The sequence below is a fragment of the Monoglobus pectinilyticus genome (assembly GCF_002874775.1).
Classification (GTDB): Bacteria; Bacillota; Clostridia; order Monoglobales; family Monoglobaceae; genus Monoglobus; species Monoglobus pectinilyticus.
The window spans coordinates 2,748,191-2,757,678 of record NZ_CP020991.1 but is presented as its reverse complement, the minus strand read 5'-3'; the positions used below and the strand labels follow the sequence as shown (position 1 = coordinate 2,757,678).

Genomic DNA, 9,488 nt, shown 5'->3' with positions numbered 1-9,488 from the left:
CCTAAATCCATTACATCTGATTCAACCAAAGCATATCTAAAATCCGTAACGTTTTCATTTTTTATACCTTTACCATCAAGAGGGTTAAAACGTATCCAAGCTCCTGCCTTTTCACTATAATCACCAATAACCTTACATATATCTCCTTCACACTTTGAAAGCTCCTGAATTAACCTTCCGGCCGTCCTGTCACACAAGCCTTTAGACGGGAGGTACTTTCCGTTTTTCTCCCAGCTCCGAGTGACATACCCAACGTTTTCATTTGCTTCAAACAGTGTTTCTAAATATGTAGTTAATTGTTCAACAGGATTCCATTTTTGTGGTATGCTAAATTCACTTGTTTCAATCCACCCTTTATCGATTACAACTAAATCATCTTTATTGCCTATCTCAGAATTCCAATCAAAAGCAACATCTTCTTTATGAAATTTAAAACCATTATCCTGTGCCATTTTCACTATGGTTCCTGCTGTTATAGGAGAACTTGAACCGGAAAAAGTATTCCACTTTTTCTCACATTCCCCAGCATGATAACGGTTAGCGTCACGTTTGCTCCAATTATCCCAATCCTGTACTGTATATCCTTCATATTTAAGTGCCATTCCAACATTAACCCAATCCTGATAATCAAGAAATGATGGTTCTATATATTCAAGCAGTTCAATCAAATTAATGTTATTTTCCATATCCTATGCTCCTAATTCGGGATTAAATGTAGCGGGGTTAATACCATTTGGAACTCTCCACCCATTAGCAGATATTCTCGCAATCAATTTGCTTGCAGCTTCAAACTGCCATGTTCCAACATGTTTAAATCCTTTTTGCTCTAAGCATCTAATTTGTTTTGGCGTTGTCAGTCCTTCATTTTTACGTTTCTCAAGTCTGTCTAAAATTTTCGCAGCTTTACCGGAGTTTTCAATTTCATCAGGCATAATACCCAGCTTTTCGAGTGCGTTTTTCTGCTTGTCCGTTGGCGGTGACATTTCCCAGCCAAATGCCGGAACATACCCTGATAAATCTTCTGCTTGTATACTCATTTCAAATTGTATAGGGTCCACTAATTTGCGTTTTCTCTTTTTCATTTCCGACAACTGCTTAGCAAGAGCTTCTTCACGCTGCACAACAACATCTTCACTGGCTTGAACTTCTGCTTCTTCTATATCAATCGGACAGCCTGAAGCTTCAAGATTTTCAGTCATTTTTTGAGCAACTTCTTCATTTTCGCATATTAGATGAGCCGGTCTACAAAGTTCATGTCGTTCAGTGTGCCAAAGGAAATCAAGTATTAACAATTCAGTTTTACCGGTTTCAGGTGATAAACGTGTTCCCCTGCCTACCATTTGGCAATATAAACTACGTACCTTAGTTGGCCTTAATACAACAACACAATCTACACTGGGACAGTCCCAGCCTTCTGTAAGCAACATGGAATTGCAAATAACATTATATTTGCCTGAATTAAAATCGTTTAAAATCTCTGACCTATTATCACTATTTCCATTTATTTCTGCAGCCTTAAAACCATTTTCATTCAAAATATTGCAAAACTTTTGACTGGTTTTTACTAGCGGCAAAAAAACTACTGTCTTTCGCCCATCACAATATTTTTTCATTTCATCCGCAATCTGATATAGATATGGCTCAAGTGCTGTACCTAAATCGCTTGTTTTAAAATCTCCGGCCTGTGTTCCCACTTCTGTTAAATCAAGTTTTAAAGGAATTGTTTGAGCTTTAATTGGTGATAAAAATCCTTCCTTAATTGCTAATGATAATGAATATTCATATGCCATGCTCTCAAAAACCTTACCAAGATTTTTCATATCACCTCTGTCAGGCGTAGCTGTTACTCCCAATAATTTTGCTTCATTAAAATAATCTATCACTTTTTGGTAACTGTCTGATATACAATGATGTGCTTCATCAATAATTATAGTGTCAAAGTAGTCTGTATCAAATTGGTTAAGACGTTTCTGACGCATCATTGTTTGAACAGAGCCAACAACTATACGATACCAGCTGCCTATACAACTTTCTTCTGCCTTTTCAACCGCACATTTTAGCCCAGTTACTTTTTTAATTTTATCCGCTGCTTGTTCCAATAGTTCGGCTCGATGAGCGAGTATAAGAACTCGCTCGCCATTCTTTACACATCTTTCAGTTATCTTTGCAAATACAATAGTTTTACCGGTGCCTGTAGGTAATACTAGCAAAGTTCTTTTATTCCCTTTTTTCCATTTGGCAAATACTGCCTTTTCAGCTTCTTGTTGATATGGTCTTAATTCCATTAGAATTTACCTGGTGTGAATGATTTTTTTGGTGCAGATTCATCGGGAGCGTAAAACCTTTTTATATCATTATAAATATTTCCATTATATTCACGATGTCCAATTTTTGCTCTTCCTCTTGCTCCGACAACTTCATTCCAATTCATTTTCAATTTTTCACCATGCTTTCTCTGACCAATACAAGTAAAAAATGCACACAACAACCCCTCACAACGACTATGTAAAAATAATCTGTTTTGTATAAAACAAATTCCTTTGTTATTCTCTATTTCTAAAGTGATAATTGCCATATTACAAGCCGGAATTTTCTCTCCACCTTCATATCTGCCGCGTTCAAAACCTGTTACTTTAAAATTATAGTCTCCATCCGGCAAAACGACATATTCCGGTCCATCATTTTGTATTTCATCATCCCAGCCATATTCTCTTTCTGATTCATTACTCATTTTTATTTCCTCCAAATTTTATTATTTATTTTTCTTCCCAAGGAAGTGTCTCATATTCAACTATTACTTTATATACATCATCCCAGGCGCCTATCAGAACCCCTTCTATAAACTCAGTATCAAAATTTTCAATTGGTGTACCCGATGGATAATAACCTTTTTGATGCACAACATTTTGAATCATTTCTTTAGTAACATTGTTTTCAATCATTAATTTAGCTAATTCTTTAGGGATTCCGTCAACATTAATTTTCTTCATTTGTTGTTTATTTGTTTTAGTTTCTTCATCTTGTTTCGGAATTTTATCAATAACAGCATCAATTTCTCTTTCTATTTGTTCTGTCTGATTAAGTTTAACAGGTGTTTGGCTCTGTGGTTCAAAGTTATCAAATATATTTGCAACATATTTATAATCAAATGGCAGCTCGCTTTCTAATCCATGCCTGTTTTTCGCATCCCAGCATGGATGATGAGTTGTATACATTACACGCTTTCCACCTTGAGCTTTATGTTTTTTTCCATCTTTATCAACAGCTACAGAAATTGTTTTATAATTTGCAAATAGAACCATATCAGCCCATTCCTTCACAAGAGGTGCTGTTTGTGAAGAAGTTTTCTTTCCGAGTTTCAGTTCGTATCTGTCATATGCACCAAGTTCATCAGGCTGCTCAAATTTACGTATTTGTGCATGTGCAGCTAAAGCAACATTTATTCCTGCCTCAATAACATTATCCAGCAACTTTAAAAATCTTCCAAATTCTTCTTTTACATATACATATCCGGTACCATATCCAAAATCCTCAATTCCATTTTTACCGTACTTTTCAAGTATGTTTTCTGTACAAAGCTGTTCAGCCCAATCAATTGTATCTATTGTAAGTGTTTTACAGCAGCCAGGATTTTGAATAACGTAATTAATTTCTTCTAACAATTCCATCCAACTTTGCGGGTTTGGCAATCTAGATACATTCATATGTTTTGTGCTTCCTTCTGTATCAATAAACAACGGCTCCGGAAAACAAGATAAAAAAGTTGATTTACCTATCCCTTCCGGTCCATAAACTACAACCTTTTCAGGCGTTTTTTGTATACCTTTAATTATCTTCATGAATACCTCCTGCTTCTACTTAATTTGAATATTTTGATTTTCTTCAATATGTAAACCTTCAAGTAATACACCTGATTTAATAGCTTTTTTGGCCTCCACTTTGTCAACCGCCGGTTCTGTATATTTTAAATACTGCTTGTCTACTTTGTTAATATCATCAATAACAACTGATTCACTCTTACGATATGTAATATTAACCTTTGGTGATTCAAACTTTTCACCCGCAAGAAATTCATTTAAAAATTTCTTAATACTCTCCGCTTTATTTTTGGCCACCCTTTCACGCTTTGCAAAATAATCTTTTTCGGATTTATACGCATTAACCTCAGCCATCAAATTTTTATAATAGAGAGCCAAATTTTTTATTTTATCATCTCTCATCATCTGCAGCTTATCAGCTCTTTCTGTATCAATCCCAATAACCTCGCCTGTTTCTTCATCAATTAAGATACATTGTTCAATTTCTGCGTCAATTTCATATAATTTCATGCTAAATTTCTCCTTTTCCCAGTTTGATAATTGACAATTTAATATTTTGGTGGTATTATTAAACTGATTTTATGTTATATACTTTTTATTGCCCGTTTAGTGTTCCAGCACTTGCGGGCTTTTTATTTTCTAACAACTCCGATAATTTTAAGTTTACCAACACTTTTGACATCTCCAAATATTTCATAAAATTTTTTCTTGCAGACACTTTCTGGCGGAAAGTTCCTCACTCTTAGTTCAACAATTCCTTGGTCAATATGGCTTCCGTCTTTTCTGTACAATTCCTCAAACTCCATTGCGACTATCATATTGATAACACCTCACATTACAATTTTATGTATTCTTTTGCTTTCCGGCCTTTTGGTTTCTCTATAGCACTCTTCGTCGTCTACCTCCGCGCTAAAAGCTTAATTGACTATTTATTTCATCAACTTTTTTGTCTATTTGCAAAAATGTTTTGTTATATTTAAAACAAGAACTTATAATGTTTTGCTCATTAGATAACAACATTAATTTGTTCCACAATTCCGTATGGCATTTTTTTAAACGTGCAAATTCTTTATATGAACAGTTTGGACAAAACCAGCAACCTCCGCGTTTTGCGAATTTATATATAGGAGAAAGTAAATCATATTTCTTGCATAAATCATATGCCATTTTTTCAGTATAGCCGTATCTTTGAAGCAACGATATTTTATTCGTTCCTTCAAGTTTTTTTAATCTTTTTTGCTCGTCTGTCGCGATTCCGATATATTGAATAAAAGGTTTCTTGACAGTTTTTAAAAAGTTTTTAATCGGTGGAATTTTTAACTGACTATTCGCTGCACACATTCCAGCAAGTAAAAAACCTGCATATTTACCGTTCCTTTCCGGTTTTTTGCTGCGAGTAACGACGTGATAAAACAAATCTAAATAATCCTTTTCGCTACGTAAAATTTGAACGTCATATCCCCATTCACGGAATTTTGGTATCGCTTTATTATGTATAAAATCAATGTGTTCGGGTAACTCACCGCTTATGTTATTTTTGTTGTCAAACATGACTTCGCTGAAAATTATTTTTGAAGCCGGTAAATTATGAATACGCTCAAGTATGATGCTTGCTGTGCTATCCTTTCCACCGCTCCATGAATGAATTGTTATAATCTTATTTCACCTCCACATTAAAAGTTACACTGTTTTGCGTACAGGTCTCTTTATTTTTCTCATTCTCATTTTATCTCACTCCTATACCAATTTTAATATTTCTTTGATTTTTTTCTTCTATCGTTTTAGATGTTCTGCTACACTCTTCGTCCGAAAAGTCCCACCGCCGGTTATCCGGCCTTATTACGACCTTGCGCACATCGTCAGCAACAGGCCGTCCCTCACTGTCCTCTGCGCAATTCAAAAACGCCAAAAGTATCATCATAAGCGGCACTGCGTAAAATATGGGATACCACTCAAGCAGCCTAACCATAACTAACAATACAGCGCCGACCACCGCAGCTGATATTCGTATAATCCAACTATACATTTGTCTTCACCTCTTTCTATATCAGGTCAAATTTAATTTTTTTAACTTATTTCTTCTTTTTTCTAAATCCTCAACATCAATCCCCCAGGCTTCATAAGCTGTAGCGGTACTTACAGTAAAAAAATCAAATGGCTTTTGACCTTTTTCCAACATAAGATTTCTTGCCTTTTTCTTTTTGTTGTATATCGTGCTTGCAGACTTAGTGCCAAACAATTCTCCTATCTCTTTATTTCCGATTTCAGGATATGCGTAATAAATCTTTAACGCCGTATCTATGCTGACAATTCTTACTCTTGCTCCCACTTTTTTTACCTCCTTAATCTAACAAATCAATTTCCCATTTTTCCTGCTATTGCACATATTATAATTAATAAAGCCAACCCAATAAGCACTGCATTATTACCGGCTGAAACAGCTGCGCTAATAATAAAATAAAATACAATCCCGACTAATATCCAACCAGCTTCTTTCAATTTTAACACCGCCTTTTTTATCGTATTAGTAAAGCCATAACAGATAATATCAAAGCTAATACCGATATAGCAAAATATAGAATGAATTCTTTATCCATTTCAATCAGCCCTTCATCAGCCACAATATCTAGTGGTTGTTTTTTTCCTTATTTCGTGATATTATTTTGATGAGAGTTTGGAGTGTCGTCGTTAGATAGTGGAAATATCTTTTCGACTTTGGTGTTTAAGGCTTTTGCTATACGTTGACCTACATAAACATTTGGAATGCGTTCGCCTGACTCGTAATACTGATAGCCACGTTCAGTCAATTTGGCTTTTTTCGCAACTTGCACTTGCGTTAAACCTGTTTTTTTGCGTGCATTTTTTAGTTTAGTATTCATCGCCCCTCCTTCCTGGTATTTTAACACGCCAACTTTGTTCGTGTGCGCTCATTATAACACGCCAACTTTGTTCGTGTCAATACCTTTTTGAAAATATTTTTCTGAGGTGTCAATATGTCAACTTTTAGCAATAATATCAAATCTATTAGGCTTAGCAAAAACCTAACTCAAAAGCAGCTATCTCAAATGCTTGGTATTACAGAAAGAGCCTACCAGTACTATGAAGCAGGAACAAGGGAACCTAATGTTGATACTTTAATTAATATATCAAAAGTATTAGATGTTTCCATCGACTATTTACTAGGTCTCACTAAAACACCTGATTTAAATAAGTAGTGTCAATACCATTTTAAAATTATTTTGGAGGTATTGGCATGATTGCTTTTAATGAACGTTTTCGCCAAATTAGACAAGAACGAAAAATTACACAAAAACAAACCGCAGAAGCTATTGGCACTTCTGAACAAAACTATCAAAGATATGAACGTGGAACTCAACAACCAACTTTACCCGTATTAATGTCCCTAGCCAATTACTTTAATGTATCGCTTGATTATCTAGTTGGCCGCAGTGACGACCCAAAACGCTACTAATCTTTACGCATTGTTGTATTGCCGTACAACAGTGCGTTTTTTGTTCTCTTTTCATTTCAACCAGCCCTTCTTCAACCACAATATCTAGTGGTTGTTTTTTTCCTTAATTCGTGGTATTATTTTGTTAGGTGATTTTCGGCTACCTGTTCCAGCAAGTAGTCAATTGTGCAATTAAACATTTTTGATAATGCTTTCCATAACGCCACACTACCGTCAGAGGTTCCAGCCTCAATACTTTGGTAATGTCTTTCAGTTATACCCAAAGTAACTGCTAACCCTTTTTGTGTTAGACCTGTTTTTTTGCGCTCATTTATTAAATTTTTTAACATGAATCACCCTCTCCTTCTCAAACTTAACACGCATTTTAATCTCGTGTTTGTAGGATTATTATACACGCATTTTAATCTCGTGTCAAGTGTTTTTTAATATTTTTTTGAGGTGCTAAAAATGCTTAAATTTTCCCAACGTTTAAAAGAATTACGAAAGAAAAATAAATTAAAACAAACTGATATGTCAAATTTTCTTAATATAACTGTCAGACATTATCAAGATATAGAGTATGGTAAAATTAATATTCCAACACTAACATTAATCGCCATAGCCGATTACTTTAACGTATCACTGGATTATCTAGTTGGCCGCAGTGACGACCCAAAACGCTACTAATCTTTACGCAAAGTATCATCATAAGCGGGAATATGTAAAGTATAGGGTTAAAATTTAATGATTTAATCATTACTAATAACACCGTACCTACTGCCGCCGCTGATATTCTTATTATCCATTTATACATTTGTCTTCACCTCTTTCATTTTATCTTTTGTATATTGATTAATTTAACCGGTTTTCTTTTCAGCGGCTTGTTTAGCCAGTCCTTGGGATGCAATCCGTTCAAGGTTCTTTAATATTGTATCAATATCGGTCTGTACGCAACTATCGTCAATCTTAATTATAGTGTTTCCGATTGTTTTCTCTTCAACAATCATATATATCACCTCTTTCTCAATATAATATGCTTAAATATTTTGTCCAAATTCCAATAATTTTGGTTTTAATCTATCGAATAATTACATTTTACATTTACAACACTTAAGGAATTGATAATTTGTTGAGCTTCACTTAAAAGTTCAACAAGTCGTTTTGTTTGTTTTATGGCTTCATCAATTCCTGTTAATTCAATTTCTATTTTTAGTTTTTCTTTTTCTGCCATTCTTCTCACCTCCTTAATTAACATTACTTGTGTTCTGATGTGTTTAAATCTTCAATAAATAAATATTCGACACTATGTTTAGGGAAATATTTATTTATTATTTTAGCTGCTTCTGGCACCGTAACAGGACTAACACCATTTAACTTGTTTCGTGCAGTTTTTTCGGAACAACATAGAGCATTCATTACACCTACATATGGTTCTATGTTACATCTAACAAATTCAGCTTTTAAATTATTTAACATATATTCACCTCCTCGCATTACCTTCAACGGTTTAATTTATTTCATTATACTACCTTTAAAGGTAATTGTCAATAGATATTTTAAAATAATTTACCTTATTCGGTAATTTATTGAGCTATAAAATTATGTTAACTTTTTTGTACATAAAGATATATTTTACCGTCTATGGTAAAATAGGATTGACAAATACAAAGCACATATGATATTCTTATATTAAACAGGAGGTGTAAAATGTATAATCATTCAAAAATGCTAGAACGCATAAAAACAGAAAAAAAGAAACAAGGCATTACTAATGCCCAATTATCTGCTCTAACTACTATATCTATCGGTACATTAAATAAAATTCTTAGCGGGGATTCAAAAGATCCTCAAATATCGTCTATTATTCGTATCGCTAAAGCACTTCAGGTTTCTGCCGATTATTTAATTTTTGGAGAAGACAAGTTTAATATGACAAATAAAGATGAAGATGAGGGTATTTCGCTATATCAAAATCTTGATACTGAAGACAAAGCAGAAATACGTGGAGAAATGAAACAAATGTTAAAGGCAAAAAAATATGAAACCAAAACACCTGAAAAGTTATCTATTGCCGAACAGTTTAAGCTAGCCGACCTCCAAACTTTTGACGTAGCAGCATACGGAAAATCAGTAACAAAATACGATAAAAAAGATTAATTAACAGTTATTACCTCTTGATATATACATTATATGGTATTATGATACCTATATGAAATGAA

20 protein-coding genes are annotated in these 9,488 nt (G+C 34.0%); 4 read left to right on the top strand and 16 right to left on the bottom strand.

What is annotated here, in order from left to right; all coding sequences use genetic code 11:
- From B9O19_RS11585 to B9O19_RS11540, 11 genes are all read right to left on the bottom strand, one after another.
- Nucleotides 1-686 (bottom strand): PriCT-2 domain-containing protein (locus B9O19_RS11585; RefSeq protein WP_172620961.1); only part of this gene is annotated, 686 nt, incomplete at its 3' end.
- Nucleotides 687-689: 3 nt separating this feature from the next.
- Entirely contained in the window at nucleotides 690-2,285 is a 1,596-nt protein-coding gene (locus B9O19_RS11580; protein WP_102366561.1) for a DEAD/DEAH box helicase, read from the bottom strand.
- Entirely contained in the window at nucleotides 2,285-2,731 is a 447-nt protein-coding gene (locus tag B9O19_RS11575; RefSeq protein ID WP_102366560.1) for a DUF669 domain-containing protein, read from the bottom strand. Before B9O19_RS11575 ends, B9O19_RS11580 begins: the two co-directional genes overlap by 1 nt.
- 25 nt (nucleotides 2,732-2,756) lie before the next feature.
- Entirely contained in the window at nucleotides 2,757-3,839 is a 1,083-nt protein-coding gene (locus tag B9O19_RS11570; RefSeq protein WP_102366559.1) for an ATP-binding protein, read from the bottom strand.
- 15 nt (nucleotides 3,840-3,854) lie between these two features.
- On the bottom strand, nucleotides 3,855-4,328 hold the full coding sequence (locus B9O19_RS11565) for a siphovirus Gp157 family protein (RefSeq protein WP_102366558.1): 474 nt from the start codon (nucleotides 4,326-4,328) through the stop codon (nucleotides 3,855-3,857).
- A gap of 122 nt (nucleotides 4,329-4,450) precedes the next feature.
- Nucleotides 4,451-4,636, bottom strand: coding sequence for a hypothetical protein (locus B9O19_RS11560; RefSeq protein WP_102366557.1), 186 nt, complete (start codon nucleotides 4,634-4,636; stop codon nucleotides 4,451-4,453).
- 91 nt (nucleotides 4,637-4,727) lie between these two features.
- Nucleotides 4,728-5,369 (bottom strand): hypothetical protein, encoded by a 642-nt coding sequence (locus tag B9O19_RS11555; protein WP_102366556.1) that lies wholly within the window; start codon nucleotides 5,367-5,369, stop codon nucleotides 4,728-4,730.
- Between the two features lie 175 nt (nucleotides 5,370-5,544).
- A complete protein-coding gene (locus B9O19_RS11550; RefSeq protein WP_102366555.1) occupies nucleotides 5,545-5,844 on the bottom strand; it encodes a hypothetical protein in 300 nt (99 codons plus the stop codon).
- A gap of 21 nt (nucleotides 5,845-5,865) precedes the next feature.
- Nucleotides 5,866-6,147 (bottom strand): hypothetical protein, encoded by a 282-nt coding sequence (locus B9O19_RS11545; RefSeq protein WP_102366554.1) that lies wholly within the window; start codon nucleotides 6,145-6,147, stop codon nucleotides 5,866-5,868.
- 26 nt (nucleotides 6,148-6,173) lie between these two features.
- Nucleotides 6,174-6,317: a hypothetical protein gene (locus B9O19_RS11780; protein WP_158649002.1), complete on the bottom strand. Its 144-nt coding sequence runs from the start codon at nucleotides 6,315-6,317 to the stop codon at nucleotides 6,174-6,176.
- A gap of 146 nt (nucleotides 6,318-6,463) precedes the next feature.
- Nucleotides 6,464-6,697 (bottom strand): helix-turn-helix transcriptional regulator, encoded by a 234-nt coding sequence (locus B9O19_RS11540; RefSeq protein ID WP_102366553.1) that lies wholly within the window; start codon nucleotides 6,695-6,697, stop codon nucleotides 6,464-6,466.
- A 114-nt stretch (nucleotides 6,698-6,811) separates the two neighbouring features.
- Here B9O19_RS11540 and B9O19_RS11535 point away from each other — a divergent pair, with 114 nt between their 5' ends.
- Nucleotides 6,812-7,033, top strand: coding sequence for a helix-turn-helix domain-containing protein (locus tag B9O19_RS11535; RefSeq protein WP_102366552.1), 222 nt, complete (start codon nucleotides 6,812-6,814; stop codon nucleotides 7,031-7,033).
- Nucleotides 7,034-7,071: 38 nt separating this feature from the next.
- A complete protein-coding gene (locus B9O19_RS11530) occupies nucleotides 7,072-7,290 on the top strand; it encodes a helix-turn-helix domain-containing protein (protein WP_102366551.1) in 219 nt (72 codons plus the stop codon).
- 116 nt (nucleotides 7,291-7,406) lie between these two features.
- Here the strand turns inward: B9O19_RS11530 and B9O19_RS11525 are convergent, their stop codons facing one another.
- A complete protein-coding gene (locus B9O19_RS11525; RefSeq protein WP_102366550.1) occupies nucleotides 7,407-7,619 on the bottom strand; it encodes a helix-turn-helix transcriptional regulator in 213 nt (70 codons plus the stop codon).
- 118 nt (nucleotides 7,620-7,737) lie between these two features.
- Here B9O19_RS11525 and B9O19_RS12325 point away from each other — a divergent pair, with 118 nt between their 5' ends.
- A complete protein-coding gene (locus B9O19_RS12325; protein WP_102366549.1) occupies nucleotides 7,738-7,956 on the top strand; it encodes a helix-turn-helix domain-containing protein in 219 nt (72 codons plus the stop codon).
- Here the strand turns inward: B9O19_RS12325 and B9O19_RS11875 are convergent.
- The 4 genes from B9O19_RS11875 to B9O19_RS11515 all read right to left on the bottom strand — a co-directional run bounded on the left by B9O19_RS11875 (nucleotide 7,901) and on the right by B9O19_RS11515 (nucleotide 8,745).
- On the bottom strand, nucleotides 7,901-8,083 hold the full coding sequence (locus tag B9O19_RS11875; protein ID WP_169925257.1) for a hypothetical protein: 183 nt from the start codon (nucleotides 8,081-8,083) through the stop codon (nucleotides 7,901-7,903). The genes B9O19_RS12325 and B9O19_RS11875 overlap by 56 nt on opposite strands.
- A gap of 43 nt (nucleotides 8,084-8,126) precedes the next feature.
- Nucleotides 8,127-8,276, bottom strand: coding sequence for a hypothetical protein (locus B9O19_RS11775; protein WP_158649001.1), 150 nt, complete (start codon nucleotides 8,274-8,276; stop codon nucleotides 8,127-8,129).
- Between the two features lie 65 nt (nucleotides 8,277-8,341).
- Nucleotides 8,342-8,500, bottom strand: coding sequence for a hypothetical protein (locus B9O19_RS11770; RefSeq protein ID WP_158649000.1), 159 nt, complete (start codon nucleotides 8,498-8,500; stop codon nucleotides 8,342-8,344).
- A gap of 23 nt (nucleotides 8,501-8,523) precedes the next feature.
- Complete coding sequence (locus B9O19_RS11515) at nucleotides 8,524-8,745, bottom strand: DNA-binding protein (protein WP_102366548.1); 222 nt, start codon at nucleotides 8,743-8,745, stop codon at nucleotides 8,524-8,526.
- Nucleotides 8,746-8,976: 231 nt separating this feature from the next.
- Between B9O19_RS11515 and B9O19_RS11510 the strand changes: the two genes are divergently transcribed.
- Complete coding sequence (locus tag B9O19_RS11510; RefSeq protein WP_102366547.1) at nucleotides 8,977-9,426, top strand: helix-turn-helix domain-containing protein; 450 nt, start codon at nucleotides 8,977-8,979, stop codon at nucleotides 9,424-9,426.
- Nucleotides 9,427-9,488: the final 62 nt, after the last annotated feature.

Excerpts from the sequence above, each read along its gene's own strand:
- B9O19_RS11535 (WP_102366552.1), top strand. The coding sequence starts at position 6,812 with ATGTCAACTTTTAGCAATAATATCAAATCTATTAGGCTTAGCAAAAAC.
- B9O19_RS11525 (WP_102366550.1), bottom strand. The coding sequence starts at position 7,619 with ATGTTAAAAAATTTAATAAATGAGCGCAAAAAAACAGGTCTAACACAA.
- B9O19_RS11515 (WP_102366548.1), bottom strand. The coding sequence starts at position 8,745 with ATGTTAAATAATTTAAAAGCTGAATTTGTTAGATGTAACATAGAACCA.
- B9O19_RS11565 (WP_102366558.1), bottom strand. The coding sequence starts at position 4,328 with ATGAAATTATATGAAATTGACGCAGAAATTGAACAATGTATCTTAATT.
- B9O19_RS12325 (WP_102366549.1), top strand. The coding sequence starts at position 7,738 with ATGCTTAAATTTTCCCAACGTTTAAAAGAATTACGAAAGAAAAATAAA.
- B9O19_RS11875 (WP_169925257.1), bottom strand. The coding sequence starts at position 8,083 with ATGTATAAATGGATAATAAGAATATCAGCGGCGGCAGTAGGTACGGTG.
- B9O19_RS11575 (WP_102366560.1), bottom strand. The coding sequence starts at position 2,731 with ATGAGTAATGAATCAGAAAGAGAATATGGCTGGGATGATGAAATACAA.
- B9O19_RS11560 (WP_102366557.1), bottom strand. The coding sequence starts at position 4,636 with ATGATAGTCGCAATGGAGTTTGAGGAATTGTACAGAAAAGACGGAAGC.
- B9O19_RS11570 (WP_102366559.1), bottom strand. The coding sequence starts at position 3,839 with ATGAAGATAATTAAAGGTATACAAAAAACGCCTGAAAAGGTTGTAGTT.
- B9O19_RS11580 (WP_102366561.1), bottom strand. The coding sequence starts at position 2,285 with ATGGAATTAAGACCATATCAACAAGAAGCTGAAAAGGCAGTATTTGCC.
- B9O19_RS11555 (WP_102366556.1), bottom strand. The coding sequence starts at position 5,369 with ATGTTTGACAACAAAAATAACATAAGCGGTGAGTTACCCGAACACATT.
- B9O19_RS11775 (WP_158649001.1), bottom strand. The coding sequence starts at position 8,276 with ATGATTGTTGAAGAGAAAACAATCGGAAACACTATAATTAAGATTGAC.
- B9O19_RS11540 (WP_102366553.1), bottom strand. The coding sequence starts at position 6,697 with ATGAATACTAAACTAAAAAATGCACGCAAAAAAACAGGTTTAACGCAA.
- B9O19_RS11550 (WP_102366555.1), bottom strand. The coding sequence starts at position 5,844 with ATGTATAGTTGGATTATACGAATATCAGCTGCGGTGGTCGGCGCTGTA.
- B9O19_RS11510 (WP_102366547.1), top strand. The coding sequence starts at position 8,977 with ATGTATAATCATTCAAAAATGCTAGAACGCATAAAAACAGAAAAAAAG.
- B9O19_RS11770 (WP_158649000.1), bottom strand. The coding sequence starts at position 8,500 with ATGGCAGAAAAAGAAAAACTAAAAATAGAAATTGAATTAACAGGAATT.
- B9O19_RS11530 (WP_102366551.1), top strand. The coding sequence starts at position 7,072 with ATGATTGCTTTTAATGAACGTTTTCGCCAAATTAGACAAGAACGAAAA.